The organism is Pedobacter kyungheensis (genome assembly GCF_000812965.1).
In the GTDB taxonomy this organism is placed as follows: Bacteria; Bacteroidota; Bacteroidia; order Sphingobacteriales; family Sphingobacteriaceae; genus Pedobacter; species Pedobacter kyungheensis.
Genome location: NZ_JSYN01000035.1, coordinates 78,279 through 96,745, shown reverse-complemented (window position 1 = coordinate 96,745; position 18,467 = coordinate 78,279). Strand labels below are relative to the sequence as shown.

The 18,467-nt window shown below is 42.0% G+C and carries 12 protein-coding genes; 4 read left to right on the top strand and 8 right to left on the bottom strand.

Annotation, left to right across the window (positions count from 1 at the left end; translation table 11 throughout):
* The first annotated feature begins 15 nt into the window (after positions 1-15).
* A complete protein-coding gene (locus OC25_RS23525; protein ID WP_039481664.1) occupies positions 16-912 on the top strand; it encodes an ABC transporter ATP-binding protein in 897 nt (298 codons plus the stop codon).
* Positions 909-4,427, top strand: coding sequence for an ABC transporter permease/M1 family aminopeptidase (locus OC25_RS23520; RefSeq protein ID WP_039481661.1), 3,519 nt, complete (start codon positions 909-911; stop codon positions 4,425-4,427). Before OC25_RS23525 ends, OC25_RS23520 begins: the two co-directional genes overlap by 4 nt.
* 215 nt (positions 4,428-4,642) lie before the next feature.
* On the opposite strand, the gene OC25_RS23515 is transcribed toward OC25_RS23520, so the two are convergent.
* The 6 genes from OC25_RS23515 to OC25_RS23490 form a co-directional block, all read right to left on the bottom strand.
* On the bottom strand, positions 4,643-5,584 hold the full coding sequence (locus OC25_RS23515; RefSeq protein ID WP_052266415.1) for a helix-turn-helix domain-containing protein: 942 nt from the start codon (positions 5,582-5,584) through the stop codon (positions 4,643-4,645).
* Between the two features lie 23 nt (positions 5,585-5,607).
* On the bottom strand, positions 5,608-6,708 hold the full coding sequence (locus tag OC25_RS23510) for an efflux RND transporter periplasmic adaptor subunit (protein ID WP_052266414.1): 1,101 nt from the start codon (positions 6,706-6,708) through the stop codon (positions 5,608-5,610).
* Between the two features lie 11 nt (positions 6,709-6,719).
* Positions 6,720-10,004 (bottom strand): efflux RND transporter permease subunit, encoded by a 3,285-nt coding sequence (locus tag OC25_RS23505; protein WP_039481659.1) that lies wholly within the window; start codon positions 10,002-10,004, stop codon positions 6,720-6,722.
* A 12-nt stretch (positions 10,005-10,016) separates the two neighbouring features.
* Positions 10,017-11,405: a TolC family protein gene (locus tag OC25_RS23500; protein ID WP_039481657.1), complete on the bottom strand. Its 1,389-nt coding sequence runs from the start codon at positions 11,403-11,405 to the stop codon at positions 10,017-10,019.
* Between the two features lie 185 nt (positions 11,406-11,590).
* Complete coding sequence (locus tag OC25_RS23495) at positions 11,591-12,007, bottom strand: SRPBCC family protein (protein WP_039481655.1); 417 nt, start codon at positions 12,005-12,007, stop codon at positions 11,591-11,593.
* A gap of 107 nt (positions 12,008-12,114) precedes the next feature.
* Positions 12,115-13,308 carry an SGNH/GDSL hydrolase family protein gene (locus tag OC25_RS23490; protein ID WP_052266413.1) on the bottom strand — a complete coding sequence of 398 codons (1,194 nt, stop codon included), beginning with the start codon at positions 13,306-13,308 and terminating at the stop codon, positions 12,115-12,117.
* Positions 13,309-13,412: 104 nt separating this feature from the next.
* Between OC25_RS23490 and OC25_RS23485 the strand changes: the two genes are divergently transcribed.
* Complete coding sequence (locus OC25_RS23485) at positions 13,413-14,231, top strand: alpha/beta hydrolase (RefSeq protein WP_039481652.1); 819 nt, start codon at positions 13,413-13,415, stop codon at positions 14,229-14,231.
* Between the two features lie 246 nt (positions 14,232-14,477).
* A complete protein-coding gene (locus OC25_RS23480) occupies positions 14,478-14,732 on the top strand; it encodes a hypothetical protein (RefSeq protein ID WP_039481649.1) in 255 nt (84 codons plus the stop codon).
* Between the two features lie 70 nt (positions 14,733-14,802).
* Here OC25_RS23480 and OC25_RS27110 read toward each other — a convergent pair whose 3' ends face one another.
* Positions 14,803-16,368: a heparin lyase I family protein gene (locus OC25_RS27110; RefSeq protein ID WP_052266412.1), complete on the bottom strand. Its 1,566-nt coding sequence runs from the start codon at positions 16,366-16,368 to the stop codon at positions 14,803-14,805.
* Positions 16,369-16,478: 110 nt separating this feature from the next.
* Positions 16,479-18,467 (bottom strand): heparin-sulfate lyase HepC, encoded by a 1,989-nt coding sequence (hepC, locus tag OC25_RS23470; RefSeq protein WP_039481647.1) that lies wholly within the window; start codon positions 18,465-18,467, stop codon positions 16,479-16,481.

The window sequence follows — 18,467 nt, the reverse complement described above, 5'->3', positions numbered from 1 at the left end:
TCGATACAAAATAAGATGGCACGACTTAAAATACAACAACTTACCAAAACTTATCCTAATGGGGTAAAGGCGCTCGACGCTGTAAGTTTAACCATTCCAAATGGCATGTTTGGTTTATTGGGACCAAATGGTGCAGGTAAATCATCACTCATGCGTACGCTGGCTACTTTGCAGCTGCCAGATAGTGGTTACATTTATTTCGACGGTAACGATGTACTGCAAAATCCGCAGGAAATGCGTAACAAGTTAGGCTATTTGCCGCAGGATTTTGGTGTTTACCCCAAAATTTCGGCTGTAGATTTATTAACCCATCTTGCTGTTTTAAAAGGCTTGCCTAACACCAATGACAGAAAAGAACAGGTTTTGGCCTTATTGCAGCAAACCAATTTATTCGAGGTAAGAAAAAGATCGGTAGGCACTTTTTCAGGTGGTATGCGGCAGCGTTTTGGCATTGCACAGGCACTATTGGGCAATCCGCAATTGATTATTGTTGACGAGCCAACTGCTGGCTTAGATCCTCAGGAGCGAAACCGTTTTCACGATTTGCTGAATGAAATTGGAACAGAGCGCGTAGTAATCCTTTCGACCCATATTGTGGAAGATGTGAATGATCTTTGCCCTGAAATGGCTGTAATGGCCAATGGAAAATTGATTTTGCAGGGTAAACCAGCAAATCTGACCGAAAACCTGGATGGCAAAATCTGGCGAAAGGTCATTATCAAGGCCGAGCTTGATCAATACTCAACCCGGTTCGATGTGATTTCGACCAGGATTATAGCTGGCCAGTTAAATGTTTTTGTATTAGCTGATCAGCTTCCAGCTGCAGGCTTTGAGCGTGTTTATCCTGGTCTTGAGGAAGTTTATTTTGCCGCTTTATTCGGTACAAAAGGGAAACGGGAGGTTTTAGTATGATTGCACAATTACTGAAATTTGAACTGAAGTACCATTTTAGTCAGGTGGCCTTTAAAATAGGCGCTTTGCTGTTTTTAGTTTTGGGCATGGTTTGCGTAGCCAAGGGCGGTTTTGGTACCGATGAGGTACATAAAAACTCACCTTACGTAATTACGAATATCATGGCTTTGCTTTCACTGTTTTCCATATTTTCGGCTACGCTTTTTAGCGCCAATGTGGTATTGAGAGATGCCATGTACAAAATGGAAGCGGTTATTTTTACCACTTCCATTACTAAACGCACTTATTTTTTGGTGAGACTTTTGGGCTTGCTTATTGCTGTTTTTGCTTTGCTGCTACTGGTTGCTGCAGGTATTTTTATCGGTACTTTCTTTGTTGCTGCTGACCAGTTGGGGGCTTTTAAGCTTTCGTATTTTTTGCACGCACTCCTGGTATTTGCTTTGCCCAATGTGATTTTCTCGGCAGGAGCTTTGTACTGTATCAGTTTGCTAACCAAAAACGTTAGGGCCATTTACGTGGCAGGGGTGTTAATTTACATTTTGTATATGCTGGCTTCCATTTTCGGAAATTCGCCTTTACTGGCTACTTCTACCATTAAAGGCATTACTCCTGATGCTTTGCCTATCCTTTTAGACCCTTTTGGACTGGCTTCTTTTTTTGGAGAAACCAGAACGTGGACAAGCTTACAGCGTAACCAGCAACTCTTTCCGGTAAAGGGATTGTTTCTGGTAAACCGGGTAATGTGGATGGTTATTTCTGGCATACTCCTTGGCTTAACTTACCGGATCTTTAATTTCAGGATACAACAGCAAAGGCAGGCAAAACAAAAAAATGGCACGATTGAAAAGGTATCTCTTATTCCATTTAAACATTTACAGGTTATACCAAAAGGTTTAAGTTATCAATTGGCCACTTTAAGGGCGCAGCTTCGGCTAGAAATGGTTCACCTGTTTAAAAATATCCCCATTATGGTGATGCTCTTACTTTGGGTATTCCTTTTTGGAGTTGAATTAAAGGATCAGTTATTTAGCGGGGTTTACGGTATTCACAGTTATCCCGCAACCGGCATAATCGTAGAAGAGATCAGGGCGATCAAATTTGCATTGATTTTGATTATATTCTATGCCGCAGAAACCGTAGCCAGGGAAAAATCGGTTAATATACAGTCGCTCATTTACAGCACTCCCGTACGTAGTTCGGTAATGTGGGCGGCTAAAGCGATGAGCCTCTTTGCACTGGTATTTATCCTCGTTTCTTTAAATATTGGTATCGGTATCGTTTTACAGCTTAGTCATGGTTATTTTAACCTCGAGCTGCCCATTTATTTTTCATTATACTACTATAGCGCCTTTCCGCTTTTGCTTTTTGTGGTGCTTATTCTGTTTATTCAAAATTTAAGCAGTAATAAATATGTAGGCATGATGTTGAGTATGGTGGTGGTTTTTATATTGCTTTATGCCGATCGATTTGGTTTGGAACATTATCTTTTCCGTTTTGCAACGGTGCCTGATCTGTTGCATTCTTATTTTAACGGTTTTGGCTACTATGCTGGTGCTTTTAACTGGTACATGTTGTATTGGTTGGGATTTGTAACCATAATTGCAGTACTAACCACCGGATTGTGGCAAAATAGCGTCGAAATTACCCTTGCCAATAAATGGAAAAGATTTATTTCTGCTTTAAAGCGGTCTCGATTAATCCTGATTCCCGCTTTTTTAGTTTGGATGGCGTGTGGTGGCCATATTTATTACCAAAGCAATGTTGTTGGTAATTATCAAAATAAAAATGCCTGGTTAAACTGGCAGCTGAACTACGAAAAACACTATAAGCCTTTGGCCACTATGCCACAACCTGTTATTAAATCGGTTAAAACTGTGGTCGATTTATTTCCGGATGAAGGGAAATATACCGTTAAAGGTGATTACAAGCTGAAGAACGAAACCCAGCAACCGATATCCAAAATTTGGATCAGCCTGAATCCCGCTGTAAATTCTTTTTCTGCTGATATTGCCGGAGCGAAGAAAGCTGAGGTAGACCAAACGTTTAAACAACAGTTTATTACGCTAAATAATCCTTTGCAACCAGGCGATAGTATTATGATGAGCTTTGTCATTACTGTCATCAGGAATGGTTTTACCCCTTTTGATAAAGAAAATTCAATTGTAAAAAATGGGAGCTACATTGAGCTGGAGAAATTTGTTCCTCAGTTGGGCTACAGCTCTCGTTTCGAAAGTGATGACAAACGCGCCAGGAAGCAATACGGTTTAGCCGCAGAACGTGTTGAACCAACATTTAGCCGAAAATACGAACTAATTGACTTTGAAACCACCATTTCTACCACGCCCGAGCAGCAAGTGCTTACAGTTGGTGAATTGCAAAAAAGCTGGCTGGCCAATAACCGCCGCTATTTCAGTTACAAAACGGATAAACCCGTTAATTTTATGTTTGCTTTAAGCTCGGCCAGATATAATGTGAAACGGGAGCAATTCAAAGGTGTTGACTTAAATATTTACTACCAGCAAGGGCAGGAGTATAATTTAACAGCCATGTTTAAAGGTATTAAAGATGCGCTTGATTATGGAAATGCAAACTTTGCAACTTATCCGCTAAAACAACTCACACTGGCAGAAATTCCACAATACAAAGGTGCAGCTACAGCTTATCCGGGGATTATTTTCAGCGCCGAGAACATTAATTTTCTGGGTAATTTTAGTCAGCAAGGAACTATAAACCACAGTTATGCCATTGCCACACACGAAACAGCACACCAATGGTGGGCAAATAAGCTGGCACCCTTTGGCGGGCCAGGATATGCGATGCTTACAGAATCGCTGGCCAAATACACTGAAAATGTGGTGATAGCAAAGACTTTTGGTAAAATGTACCTGCAACAATATCTGGATTACGATAATCGACTCTATTTCTTAAACCGTAACAATACTGAAAAAGAATTACCTCTGGTTAAAACGCTCGATCAGCCTTATGTTAATTACCAGAAAGGAGGCATAAACATGTATGCGGTAAAAGAATTAATGGGCGACCAGAAATTTAATGCGGTATTGAAACAGCTGATTGCTGACCATGCTTATCCCAAAACAAAGGCTGCGGCAAGCGATCTGGTTAATGCTTTGCTTAAAGCAGCTTCACCTGAACAAAGAAAGTTTATTGATGATTGTTTCAACCAGGTGGTTACTTATGATCTTGGTTTGAAACTACAGCAATGCACCTTGCTTAAAAACGGAAAATACCAGTTAGATCTGCTGGTTAATGCCGAACGGTTAAGCGATGGTCCGAAACAATCGCCCGATCTTGAGGTTGAAATAGGATGTTTCAATCAGCCTGCACAAGATTGGACTGCCGAAACAAGGCCTGTTTACACGCAGAAATATCACATAACACAAAATCAAACCCTGTTAAAGCTAGTTGTTGATCACAAGCCTGAAACGGTTGCCGTAGATCCTTACCGGTATATACTTGATGCAGATAAAAGTGATCATACGGTGGAGTTGAGGTAATAGATTCTCGCTCGCGCTCGTTTCCCAACGAGTGCGCGATAATCAAGCGTTTTTAACGCATTATTTTTTTTATCTGTCTGTGCATTAGTGCCTTTTCTAGCCTGTGAGGATACTCAAATTTCGGTTGGTGAGACACCAATCGATAGGGATTTATTTAGCGTTTTTCTATTGGTCGGGTGTCCTCACCGACCGACTGGAAAGATTGTTAAGCAAGCCTAACTAGCCCTGAACTTTTTAGGCGTACACTGCATCTGGCGTTTAAAAAAGATGTTGAAATTGGCCGGATATTCAAAGCCGAGGCAATAGGCAATTTGCGCAATATTCCATTCTGTATGTTTCAGCAGGGCTACTGCTTCTGTTGTTACCCTTCTCGAAATATGCTCGGAAGTGGTTTTGCCTGTCACTTCTTTTACCGCATGGTTTAAATGGTTTACATGCACCAGTAGTCTGCAGGCAAAATCATGTGCGGTTTTCAATTCGAGTATTTGTTCTGTAGAGCCAATAGGGAATTGCCTTTCCAGTAATTCGATGAAAAGTGCGGTTAAGCGTACCGAGGCATTATTTTGCTTCAATACGTCGCCCTGTGGTTTAACTTTTAAAGCCTCGTGCACAATAAGTTGTACATAATTTCTAAGCAAATCATACTTGTGGATGTAATCGCCATCCATCTCTTTCATCATTTTGGAGAAGATATCGGTCAGGATGAGTTCCTGTTCTTCGCTGATGTGAATCACCGGGCAATCGTTAATGCGCCAGAGCAACGAATCGCGCAGGGTTTCGTTGCGGTTATGGATAAAGTTTTCGGTAAACAAACAAAAATACCCGGCAGGTTTTGGCGAAGTACTTTCCCAGGAGTATGGAATATTCGGATTGGTAAACAACAAAGCACGACCTTTGATTTCGATCTCGGCATCAGGATAATGCAATATCCCGTTGCCAACAATTAATGAAATTTTATAAAAATCGCGACGGCTAAAAACCGAAGGTACGTTGGTACAAACCGTAGCACGGTTAAAAACGTTAAAATGCCCCAGATCATTAATCATCCCTAAACTTGGCGTAGGGATTTCCGGGCGGTTAATTTTTAGCTTATTGTAAAAATCCTCCAGGGTTTCGTTTTTCTGGATGGTAGAAAGCTCCTGATTTTTGGTTAACATCGCTTATTGCTTATCAAGTAAAGTTATGGTTTAATCGCCATTCCTTCGTGCATTTCTTCGGTAGGTTCTGCAACTAATTTGTCACCTTCTGTTAAATTGCCAAATATCTCTACACGGTCATCTGCTTCACGGCCTTTTTTCACTTCAACCTTCACGGCTTTATTGTCTTGCACTTTTAGTACAAATAAGCCTTCGCTGGTATCTAACAACGCCTTTTTGTTGATGATGAAGGTGCTGGCATTTGCAGGCAGCGGAATATTGACTTCGGCAACCATGCCTGGCAACAATATTTTGCTTGCATTGGCTACATCCATTTCAATGCGTTCGGCACGTAAGCGTAAATCTAAAGCGCCTGATAAACGTTTAACCTTGGCTTTAAATACCTGGCTGGGTAAAGATTTAACTGTAAAACTGATTTCATCGCCCGCTTTCAGGTAACCTGTATAAATTTCTGGGATTGATACCGCTAAACGCAGGTTTTTCTGATCCTGTAAAGTAAACAAAGGTAAATCAGAACCTTTGCCTGATGGACCAACATAAGCGCCCAAATTTACATTACGGGCAGAGATAATGCCGCTGAACGGTGCGCGGATGGTCAGGTAATCCTGAACGGAGCCAATTTCTTTATAAGCCGCTTTTGCTGCTTCGAGCTGGGCCAGGTCGGCATTCTTTTTAGCCATGGCCTGATCGAGGTCGTTGGTAGAAATGGTACCAGGAGTTTTGCTGGTTTCGTACAAACGGTTATAATTGGCTTTACTGGCTGTATAAATGGCTTCCTGAGCTTTAATGCGCGATTGACTGGCAGAAAGTTGCGAACTTAATTCTGGCGCTTCGAGGGTCATTAACAATTGCCCTTTGCTTACTTCCGAACCGATATCTACTTTTAGTGTACGTACAAAACTGCTTACTTTGGCATATAAATCTACCTGTTGTAAGGCAATCAATTCGCCGGGCAAGCTTAATTTTGTCGACAGTTTTTCTTTTTTAAGATCGAAAGTGGCAATTGCCGGTGCCTGTTCTTTTTTGGGTTCTCCTTTCGATTCGGCATGACCGCAACCATAAATTGCCGTCAGTACCAAAAAGCCTGCACTTAATAACCCTGTTGAAAATATCTTCGTATTCATTTGTGATGATTTTATTCGTTTTCTTCTAAACCTTTAATGTAGTGGATACTGTCTTTATCTTCCGGATCGAGCGACATCGAATCGGTTGTTTGTTTGCCTTGTACCCAGGCAAAAACCAGTGGTAAAATCAGGAGTACGGCAAATGTTGAGGCCAGTAAGCCACCTATTACCGCCCTGCCTAGTGGCGAAACAGCCCCACCACCTTCGCCATGCCCAATGGCCATGGGTAGCATACCCGCAATCATGGCAATACTCGTCATAATAATCGGGCGCAAACGTAAAGCCGCTGCTTCACGTGCCGATTCAAGCGCATTTCCATTGTGTTTCCTCAACTGCTCGGCATTGGTGATCAGTAATACTGCATTGGCGATAGATACCCCAACCGACATGATGATACCCATATACGATTGCAGGTTTAAAGTAGAACCCGTAATGGTTAACAATAATAAAGAACCCAAAATAACTGCTGGTACTGTGGCTAAAATAACCAATGGTACTTTAAACGATTGGAAATTGGCTGCCAGCATCAAGAATATCACCACAATGGCTACAAATAGTCCTGATTGGAGGCTGTTTAAAGTATCGGTTAGTACAATGCTCATACCAAAGGTAGCAATGTTTAATCCCCGGGGCAATTCGCCAATATTTTTAATGGCTTTATCTACATCTTTAGCAGCAGTTCCCAAATCGGTATGGTAAAGGTTCGCCGTTACCGAAAGGAAGGGCATAGCCCCAATATTGTCGTTTTCGCCAGCGGTAGTATCAGGTGTAATTTTAGCTACATCGCTCAGTACGGGTCTGGCAGAATTTTTTAATAGTGGGATTTCACCGATATCATCTTTGCTGGCCATCTGGTTCAGTGGCACCTGCACTTGCACGTTATAAGGTAAAGACGCTTTTTCATCCAGCCAGATATTTTTATCTGTATAACGCGATGATGAAGTAGAGGCAATCAGTGATCTTGATATATCGGCCATATCGACCCCAATTTGTGCCGCACGCGTTCTGTCGATTTCAATATTCAACGAAGGATATTTAATTGGTTGTGCAATCTGTACATCCCGCATGTAAGGGATTTCTTTCAGCTCGGCTATAATTTTATTGGCATATTTAGCATTCAGCTTTTTGTTTTTGCCCGAAATACGTACTTCTACTGGTGTAGGAGACCCCTGACTCAATACCTTGTCTGTGAGTTCTATCGGTTCGAACGATAATTTAACATCAGGCAAGAGTTGTTTGATTTTTGCCCTGAACTGATCTTTGAAATCGTCCATATCGGCTTCGTAATCTTTTAAACTCACCTGAAATACAGCTTCGTGCGGACCAGCCATGAACTGATAAATGGGGTTTACGGAGAACTGTGCTGGGTGCTGACCCACAAAAACAGAAGAGATGCTTACATGTTCGGTACCAACCATTTTTTTAAGCTCGGCCAAAACTACATTGGCTTTTTCTTCGGTGCGCTCCAAACGGGTTCCATCGGGTGCGCGCAAACGCAATTGAAACTGGCTTGAATTTACTCTGGGTAAAACATCGCGGCCAATGTTTGCCAGTAGAAGTGCTGCCAAACCAATAATTACCACCAGGTAGCCCAACACCACAGGTTTGCGGTAAGGTAAAATCCGGTCGATGAAACGCATAAAGCGGTTTCTGAAACGGTCGAAAACACCAATTTTACCATCACCACTGAAATCTTCGCGCTCTACCAGCACCCTTTTTTGGTTCAGGGTATCTTTTTCCGATTCGAGGGTAATACCGGTAGCTTTAAAATCGGCTTCATCCTGTGTAATGCCCGGATGGTGTTCGGCGCCTTTTTTCGGGTGTGCAATCATCAGCCAGTTGGCCATAATGGGTACAAATGTTTGCGAAAGCAGGAACGAAACAATCATCGAAAAGCCTATGGCCAATGCAAGCGGCAGGAATAAGGCTCCTGGAATGCCCGACATGGTAAAGGCTGGTGCAAATACGGCGAGGATACAAAAGAGGATCAATAATTTAGGGAAAGCAATTTCTTTACAGGCATCCCAAATGGCCAATGCCTTGGGTTTGCCCATATCGAAATGCTGGTGTATATTTTCTATCGTAACTGTTGATTCATCCACCAAAATACCAATTGCTAAAGCCAGTCCGCTCAGCGTCATGATGTTGATGGTTTGTCCGAATAATTTTAGGAACAGTACTCCGGCAATGATAGAAGTTGGAATGGTTAGGATTACAATCAATGCGGCACGTTTATCACCCAGAAACAGCAATACCATTAAACCGGTTAAAATTGCACCGATAGCTCCCTCGCTGATCAAGCTTTTTACGGCATTGATTACATACACCGACTGGTCAAACTCATAAGAGAGTTTGACATCTTCGGGTAGTGCATTCTGGATATTGGGTAAGTTTTTCTTTAAGTTTTTAACCACATCCCAGGTAGAGGCATCGCCTGATTTTGCGATACTTAAGTACACCGAGCGCTTGCCATTAATTAAGGCATAACCGGCAACTAGATCGGCACCATCTTTAACCGTAGCCACATCGCGGAGCTGAAGATTTTGTACACTGCCTTTAAACAGGGGAATGTTTTCGAAATCTTTAACCTTTTTGATGGTATAATTGGTAGGGGTAAGGTAGTTTTTATCGCCAATGCGCACGTTTCCTGAAGGGGCAGTTTGGTTATTGAGGCGGATGGCTTCAACTACCTGATCGACCGTTAAGTTGTGCGAACGCAGTAAAGAAGGGTTAACGTTAATCTCTATGGTACGCGGACTACCACCAAATGGGGCAGGAGAAAGTAAACCCGGAATAGACGAGAAAGTGGGTCGCACATAAGTATTGGCCAAATCCTGTAGTTCGTTATTGGTGCGTTTAGGACTGCTCAATACCAGCTGGCCAACCGGAAGTGATGAAGCATCGAAACGGATAACGAAAGGCGGTTGCGAGCCTGGCGGGAAAATGGCCTGGGCCCGTGTAGAGAGGGCGCTCAGCTCGGCTGCGGCCTGTGCCATGTTGGTACCTTCGTAGTAGGTAAGTTTCATGAGCATTAAACCCTGCGTATTTTTGGTTTCGATACTTTTAATACCGTTGGCAAAAAGCAGGATGTTTACATATTGCTTGCCAAAGTAAGCTTCCATCTGATCGGGAGTGTAACCGCCAAAAGGGTGGGCAATGTAAATTACCGGCAGGTTCATTTGTGGCAGGATATCAACCTTAACCTGGTTGATGGCACCAATACCGAAAAAGAACAACCCGGCAACTAAAACCAGTATAGAAATGGGTTTTCGGAGTGCGAAACGTATTAAATTCATGGATGGGGCAAATTAAAATTCGTTGATAAATAGGTCGTAGTTGCCAAGTGCTGCAGATTTTAGCAGCAAAGCCTGCCAAACATTGGTATACGCAATATCGCGGTCGGTTTCGGCACGGTTGAGTGTAAAAAGTGCCTGTGTCAGATCAACCATTGTAGTAAGTCCGTTTTTGTATAAGGTACTTTTTTGCAGGTACGCATCAGAAGCTGCTTTTACCTGAACCGGTGCTTCGCGGTAATTGGCCATGGCATTGGTCAGTTTGGTTTCGGCCAGTGCCAGCTGGGCTTTCAATTGCTGATCTAACAGGTTATATTCTGCTTTTAAACCCTCGCTGATATATTCTTGTGCACGTACCTGCGGATGGTTTTTAAGCAAGGTAGAAAGGTTCCAGCTTATTCCTATGCCAATCAAATAGTTGCCACGGGTTGGGTTAATGCCATCCAGATAACTTGATGAAAAGGCGGTCTGATCTAAAGCATAACCCGGACTAAAACCCGAGCCACGACCCTGCATCACCCCGAATAACGAAAGGGTGGGGTAATAAAGCTTCTTAAAATAACTCGCCTGTTGCTGACTCACTTCCAGCCGGTTCTGATAAAATCTTAAAAGCGGGTGAGTGCTCGAAATACTGTCGCCAAGCAAGCTTTGCGGTATGCGGGTAATCGATGCAGTATCTAAATCGTAGTGGGTAGCCGTTAAACCCATTAAAACGCCCAGCCGGTTAGCTTGCTCTTGTTCCAGGTCTTTAGCCTTGGTTAAGGCAATTTTAGCGTTCGAAACTTCGGCTTTGGCCAACGATGAATCTACTCCGGCAATCAATCCGTTTTTAGCTCTGATGATGGCCGTGTTTTGAAAGGTAATGGCGCGGTCTAAATTCTTTTGCTGCGATTTAGTGATGCGTTGTGCGGCCAGTAAGTTTAAATAAGCTGCAGAAACCCGGATTTCCTGTTGAAATTTCTCCTGCTCCAGGTCGTTTTTATCCCGGTTGTAGGTGGCATTGGCAACTTTTATCCGGTCTTTAATCTTTCCGAAGGTAAAAAAGTCCCAGTTGATGTTGGCCAGGTAAAGTGCACCAAATGCAGCATTCCAGTTTTGCTTATCTAGTGCCGGCCCTGATGAAGCAGTACCTAAACCACCAAAACCATATTGCGGTCCGTTTTGGCCATTAATGGTACCGTAATCTTGCTGGGCACTCAGGCTAAAATTGGGTAAGTACTCTCTTTTGGCCTGCACCACAGTAGATTTAGATGCATTTGCATAACTATCTTTGGCTTTAATGGTTCCGTAATTGGCCAGTGCGGTACTAACAGCCTGTTTTAAGCTGAGTGTTTGGGCATTTGCACCGGTGTTAAGATTAATAAATAGAAATAAGAATAGAAAGAATAGAGATAAACGGTACATGGTGTATAATTTACACGGCAAATGTAAATTATGGCCACAAAATCAAAGTATTTGGTTCAAATCAAAAATTATGCGAATCAAATAATCATTGAATTGTTACTGTAGGATTATTTTAAGATGATAAAACAGCTAAAAATGGCATATTCCTTACAGACTTTTCAATCTATAAGGAATATGCGTGATGTTTAAGATTCTTCAGTATATTGTTTGAAATTATCCAAAATGGCTTGCCATCCGCCACGTTGCATTTCAATTGGGTTAGTTTCTTCCGGATCGAAGGTTTCAGTAACACGGGTGCTTTCGCCCAGTGCATCAAAAATGATGCTCACTTCGCGGCCATCGCCCAGAGTATATTCGATTTTTTTAAGGTGATCTACAGTGGTGTAAGTACCTCCAAAATCGAAACTCATGCTGCCATCTTTGGCTGCCATGGTACTTTTAAACTGACCGCCAACTCTCAAATCATTATCGGCGTAAGGGGTATGCCAGTCGGGCGAAGCAAAACTCCATTTGGTAATGTGTTCCGGATTGCTCCAAAATTCCCAAACTTTTTCTACCGGACTGTTTACTGTGGTTTCGATGGTGATTGCATTGCTTTTCATTTTTTTTCTGGGTTTAAATTGTTAATCAAAGTTATTGTAACTTTTGCAACCTGAAAAGTGTAAATGCGACAAATGTAGGGGTGAAATACTCCGCAGGTTTAGTCGTTTTAATTCGCATTCACCAAAAAATGCGCAATCCGGCAGGCATAACCCGATGATTTTTTATTGTGATATTCGCTAATGCGAACGCTCAATTTATGCTCGCCACCGCCTAGTTCATCGCCCAGCAGCAAATACCAGGGTAAATGCAGGCTCGTGCTCCACTGACTAAACAAATCGATTGTTTTTTCTTCTCCGTTATCAATTCGGTAATGCAGCATGCCTGCATCAGGGCCTGATAGCACAGCAATACCTACCGCATTACCTTTAAAAACTAAATCGAAAGTACTGTTGCGGGTAGTGCTTTCGAGCACGGGGATGTTAACGAAACCAGGCCTTGTTTCCAGTTCATCGTTAGGTTTCCAGTTTTTATTGATGTTAAAGGTGTTTAAGTTTTCTGCTGCAGCAACACTCACATACTGCCCTTTGGTATAGGCAAACTTATCTAAAATTTTAGGCAAGCTGCCACTGGCTTTCTTTCCGGAGTTTTTCTCGTTTTCTTCCAGATAGGTTTTAATGGTGTTGAAATAAAGTTGTTGTCCGAAAGGAGCAGGATGCAGGTCTTTAAAATCGCCAGCCCAGGTAAATTCTTTATTGGCAATACGTTTATCTACTTCTAAAGCTAAATTAATAAAAGGCAAATGGTAGTATTCGGCCAAATCGCTATGCACTTTTACCTCTGTGGGTATCTTGCCATTGTCAAAATCATTGTTTTTATCTTCATCAGCAAAAGCCATCAGCACAATATCGGTTTTGGAGTTTTTGCTTAAAGTATGCCTGATGATGCCTTCCAATGCCCGGCGTTGTGTTTTTGCTGCAGTTTGGTTCACATGGTCGTTAACTGCCGATTCGATAAATAAGAGATCTGTTTTACCACTATCCAGTACATCTTGTTGGAGCCTGAAAGCATGTGGCAAACTACCCAACGATGGGATGCCTGCATTGATGAATTTAAATTTAGTTTGTGGGTAGGTTTTAGCAAGGTAATTGCAAACCATTCCGCGCCAACCTTCCATATTGGTAATCGAGCCACCTAAAAAGGCAACGGTTACGGGTTCATTTTTTTGGAGTTTTTCGGCGAAAGTATTGCTGTAGCCATTAAAAGTGATGAAACTGGCAGATTGCAGCTTGCTTTGTGCTGTACTTTTAGTAATTAGTGCAGTTACCAGTAAAGCACCGCAAAGGAAAGAGGTAAATTTCATGTTGATTAGAATAAACCAAAAGTAATAAAATTAACACCTGGCAAAGAATGTGGTGTAATTTTATAAATTTAGCATCGCATTGTAACCTCATTAAAAAATTACGCATGAAAAATAGCTTTTTAGTAGCCATTTGTTTATTCCTGTTTACCTGTGCTGCCAGCGCGGCAGAAGTAGATACCGCTGTAACCTACAGCAAATCGATGAAAAAAAATATTAAGGCCGTAGTAATTAAGCCCGATAGCTATAAAAGCGGAAAATCTTTTCCGGTGGTTTACCTGCTGCACGGTGCTGGTGGCACTTATGCCGAGTGGGTTAAAAAAGTGCCGGGAATTAAAAATCTGGCCGATCAGTACCAGTTTATCATCGTATGCCCAGATGGTAATGTAACCAGCTGGTATTTCGATAGCCCTATCGACCCCGAATGGAAATATGAAACCTACGTAGCTACCGAACTGGTGAGTTATATTGATGAACATTATAAAACGATTGCCGAAAAAAAGGGTAGGGCAATAACGGGTTTAAGTATGGGCGGTCACGGGGCATTTTACCTGGCCATTAAACATCAGGATGTATATGGCGCCGTGGGAAGCATGAGCGGTGGTGTTGATATTAAACCTTTCCCGAATGGATGGAATATTTCGAAAAGACTGGGTAAAGAGGATGAATTTCCGGAGCGCTGGAAACAGAACAGCGTAATTGATATGATTTACCTGATTAAACCCGGATCGCTGGCTATTGCTTTTGAATGTGGGATAGATGATTTTTTCTATAAAGCGAACATCCGTCTGCACGATGAATTGCTATACAACAATATCCCACACGATTTTACCACCCGCCCTGGCGTACACAATTGGGACTACTGGGCAAATGCAATTAAATTTCAAAGTGTTTTTTTAAGTAATTATTTTAACCTGAAACCTTAAGCCTGGTTGTAGCTTGCCCAATCAGGAAGTGATATTCTTTTTGTTGCTGAAAAACAGTGTTTTATAAGATTTTTCCTTACTGGAAAAGTTAATGCGTGGTTCAAATCATACGTTTTGAATTAAAATTGATACATGATTTACCCGAAAAATTAACTTTTAGATTACATGAAAAATACAGACTTCAACTATTTTTGGCCGTTCGCGTAATCTTATTTATAAAGCGGGAAACAAAGATTTAAAACAAAAATGAAATACTTAGTCAAAGAAATAAGTGAGGGTAACTGCGATATCACTTTATTGCCGGAAAACTTAAATGACCGAAATCTTTTAGCCGAAACTGCCAAAAACTTTCAGGGCGATTATCAGGAAGCTATTCAAACACACTATGAGCATGCATTAAAGAACGAAGTACACAACAGTGCAGCTTTTGTTTCTTTAAATAATGAGCAAAGTAATTATCCCAAAAGAGTAAATGTAAATTACCAGATCATTTTAAGCTAAATAGCTTAATAATGTTGGAAAAAGGCTTTCTTTAATGGTTAAGAAAGCCTTTTTTGTTTTTAAATCATAATTATGGCAAAGGCAGTACCTGACCATTTACCTGAAAATCGTTAAGCCCAACCAGTAAATTACCGCTGGTTGCTGTTGCCCCATAGGCATATAACCTGAACGTTACCGCCGTACTGATGTTGGTGAGTGCAGTTGCATTAAACGAAATGAGGGTAGGCGTAGTGGTACCACTAATGCTAACCGGAGCTGAAATGTTGCTGGCAAAGTTATCGACGCTTGAGCGCAGCACAAAAGTATTAGGATGGCTTGTACTGCCGCGAAGTACGGTAAATTTAATATCGCCGAAATTGAAATAATAACCGCTTTTTGGCGCTAAACGGAGCTCGTAATATTCGGTAAGATCAATTGGTGTGGGAGTACTTGACGATGATGCATTTGCCCAGCCACCCAGTAAATAGCGCCCACTCGGACCCGGCGTACTACCCGACATGCCCGATGCAGCAAGCGTAGATCTGGAAAAATCAGACGATGGCGTACCTACCACATTGTCGGCAGGGTTGGGAGCCGGATTGGTGCTATTCACATATACAATATTTTGCGAATCCTGGTACTGAATATACGGATGCTGATAAATGTTAGTGCTGCTATTGTAATTTGCAGGTAAGCTGATGTTGCCAGCTTTGGTATAAGGGCCGTCTAAGTAGGCCGGGTTGGCATCTGGTATGCTGTTACCCCAAATCAATCCGGTACTGGTAGGTGGGTAGTTGAGGTTAATAATCCGCAAATCGTCGTGGTACACAATGCGTGTAAGGTTTGGAGGTACCACATAAACGCCCCATTTAACATAGCCCACATTTCCGCTGCCCACATCGCCGGTAAAAGTAACCACATTATTCCTTTCGTTGGCTAAAACAAAATCGGTTTGACCAGGTAATTTCATATAAATTTTCATAGAGCCTGTGGCGGTAGTGGCCCATTTTACATCTACCCTGAAGTGGATCCATTGGTTTACCGAAGGGCGCAAATCGTTCAGAATGTCGACCACCGTTTTGGTATTATCCATATTGCCATAAACCACTCGCAGTGCATTTCTTTGGGTACGGATTTGCAGCGGAACGGCTTCACCACCCGACATTTTTAACTGGAAAAAATTGGTTTCATTAATCGGGTCGCCGGTATTCCAGGGCGTCCAGTCTTTTAACAATACGCTAAACTCATATCTCCGTTCCTCACCAGGCAGGTAACAGCTTGCAGGTACGCCATTTGTTGCTGCTTCACTGCGCCAGTTGCCATCAGAGTAATAGGTAGAATCGCCATAAGTTACTTTGTGTGCAATGGCATAATTCCCTGTAGCCCCGGGCGAAAGGATATAAGCCGCATCAGTTGCCGTGGCATTTGTGGCTGTTAGACCGCTAATGCCCGAATTGAGCGTGCCACTTTCATAATTGATGTTTAAAATGGTATCGCCATAGCCATAGCTGGCCGGGGCTCCTCCACTCATTAACGAGACAGGCTTAAAGGTTAGGGCAGGTTGCTCGCTTTCTTTTTGAATTTTACTGCACGCGCTGGCTAAAAATAATACGGCTATAGCCATATACTTTTTAAAGTAAATTGGTTTTTTTCTCATAAATGTTGTTTTGGTTAGTAAGGGATTAGTTGAAATTTTTTATATCATATTAATCTTTTAGGGCTAAACAAAAAGAGGTAATGTTTTACCATTACCTCCTGATTTAATCTTTATGGATTGGTGTTGTCACCGTTCAGCTTTGCTTTTACTATGTTTGTTTTACCGTTAATGCTAACTGAGATATTGAGATTGCCGTTTTTATAATCGTTACCGGCATTTTCATTAATTTTTATCTCTGGTGCTTTGTTGCCGTTGTATGGATAAACTACGCTGATAAACTGTTGTGTTTTATCATCATTTTTTGGCTTTTCGAATACAAATGCAGGGCGTTTCATTTCTTTACCATACTCGTAAGAAACTTTTCCCTCTTCCTCATGCAAAGTAATTTTATCGGTATTGAGCGATTGAATTAACAGGTTATTGCCATCAGCATAAGTGGTGTACACCTTATTATTTGCCCCATCAAATACCGGATTACTATCTTCTTTAAGCTGGAAATGTACGCCCAGGTTGCCTGTAGCGGTGCCCAGGGCCTGATCGATAACTAAAAAGTATTTTTGATCGATAAACAGTACTGTTCTGCGGTGGTTTAAATCTTTGTAGCTGGGATTGGTATAAGTCAAAATATCCAGGTTTTTACTGCTTTGCCATTTGTTTTGCACTGCTTTGGTAATCAGCATATTTTGGTTGTCCAAAGTAAGCGTACTGTGTACCCGGGTTTGGCGGTACCAGTTGCGTTGCTTCATAATTTCGGCATCGCCGCTGTAAACAAAACAACCTGCATCGGGCGTAAAATTGCGGCCGTTTACCCAAAGTTCAAAAGTGCCGTTATCGGGTTGCGCATGGAATTCGCCCGGAGGACTTGCTTTCAGCATTAAAATGGTCGATGTGCTATCCCAGCCATTGCGGAAGGTATAAAAACCCGCTGTACTTAATGCATTAGATAACCAGTTTGGTTTTTTGCCTTTCTGACCATCGCTTGCGAAATATTGAATGAATGGATTCTCTGGAATCATAGCTGACCAGGATTGAAACTGTTTTAAACGAGTTTTTTTCTCCCGGATCCACGAGTCGCCAAACATGGGTTGGTTATAGTTAGGGAAGGTGATGTTAATAAAAGCCATGGCCATTTTTTCGATGGTTTGTTTAAAGCTTGGTGGAAACTCGCTTTCAACACCTGCTTTTTGTGCGCCCTGGTAGGCTTTAATAAAAATATCGATGGCTGCCGCATGGTAAACAGGCGATAATTCGTATTGTACGCCATCGGGAAGTACCTGTTTTTTAATCTCCGTATTTAACACCTCTATTCCGCTTTTACGCCAGGCGGCAGCATTCTTGTACTCAGGTAATGATGCTCCTGCAAATAGTGTACGTTGGGCTTCGAATAACCTGTGATTGCCTTCTGCCGCGTAATTTTTAGGCAGGTAATCTGCCTGCTCAGCATAACTTTTTAAAAAGGTTAATAAAAACGCGGGGGTAAAATTGGGCGATTTGATGAAAAAAGTCAGTGTGGGTACTAAACTTTGTATGCGGTCTGATACTTCGAGCGGGCGCCAGGCATATTTATCATTATCGGCCGATAAGCCTAAAGGATTCTTTTTCATCCAGTCTTCAAACTGGAACATCCATTCTTTGGCATATTGCTCATTATGCGTAGCACGATAAGTCAAGGCCATGGGAAGCCACCATTTAACACGGTGAAGTTGCCAGCGTACTTCGTTATCTTTTACGGGCCAGAGTTGCCAGTTAATATCCTGGCCGAAATCGAAATAACCATAGCTTTCCTGCGTTTTAAAACGATGCTGAAGGGCATTATCTGCTACCTCTTTAGTTTTTGGAGATAACTTGCCGGTATCAATTGGTGTTTCCAGATTACTTAAATCGGGTTTTGTGCCTAGTTTTTTTCTATAATATTGTAAAAGTGCTTTACCTGCCTCCTGGTATTGGCCGGCATCAACAGCTTGTTTTACTTTCTGCAGACCGGGGTACTCCAAATTGATCAGATCAAAGCTTGCTTTGTTAATAGGGTTTTGGGCTTTTGCCAACGTACCCATCAACAAAAGGGTAGAAAACAATATTTTTGCTTTAAAACGTATCAT

What these genes read in the sequence shown, in the direction of transcription:
- OC25_RS23525 (WP_039481664.1), top strand. Translation starts at nt 16, where the DNA reads ATGGCACGACTTAAAATACAACAACTTACCAAAACTTATCCTAATGGG.
- OC25_RS23520 (WP_039481661.1), top strand. Translation starts at nt 909, where the DNA reads ATGATTGCACAATTACTGAAATTTGAACTGAAGTACCATTTTAGTCAG.
- OC25_RS23515 (WP_052266415.1), bottom strand. Translation starts at nt 5,584, where the DNA reads ATGTTAACCAAAAATCAGGAGCTTTCTACCATCCAGAAAAACGAAACC.
- OC25_RS23510 (WP_052266414.1), bottom strand. Translation starts at nt 6,708, where the DNA reads ATGAATACGAAGATATTTTCAACAGGGTTATTAAGTGCAGGCTTTTTG.
- OC25_RS23505 (WP_039481659.1), bottom strand. Translation starts at nt 10,004, where the DNA reads ATGAATTTAATACGTTTCGCACTCCGAAAACCCATTTCTATACTGGTT.
- OC25_RS23500 (WP_039481657.1), bottom strand. Translation starts at nt 11,405, where the DNA reads ATGTACCGTTTATCTCTATTCTTTCTATTCTTATTTCTATTTATTAAT.
- OC25_RS23495 (WP_039481655.1), bottom strand. Translation starts at nt 12,007, where the DNA reads ATGAAAAGCAATGCAATCACCATCGAAACCACAGTAAACAGTCCGGTA.
- OC25_RS23490 (WP_052266413.1), bottom strand. Translation starts at nt 13,308, where the DNA reads ATGAAATTTACCTCTTTCCTTTGCGGTGCTTTACTGGTAACTGCACTA.
- OC25_RS23485 (WP_039481652.1), top strand. Translation starts at nt 13,413, where the DNA reads ATGAAAAATAGCTTTTTAGTAGCCATTTGTTTATTCCTGTTTACCTGT.
- OC25_RS23480 (WP_039481649.1), top strand. Translation starts at nt 14,478, where the DNA reads ATGAAATACTTAGTCAAAGAAATAAGTGAGGGTAACTGCGATATCACT.
- OC25_RS27110 (WP_052266412.1), bottom strand. Translation starts at nt 16,368, where the DNA reads ATGAGAAAAAAACCAATTTACTTTAAAAAGTATATGGCTATAGCCGTA.
- hepC (WP_039481647.1), bottom strand. Translation starts at nt 18,467, where the DNA reads ATGATACGTTTTAAAGCAAAAATATTGTTTTCTACCCTTTTGTTGATG.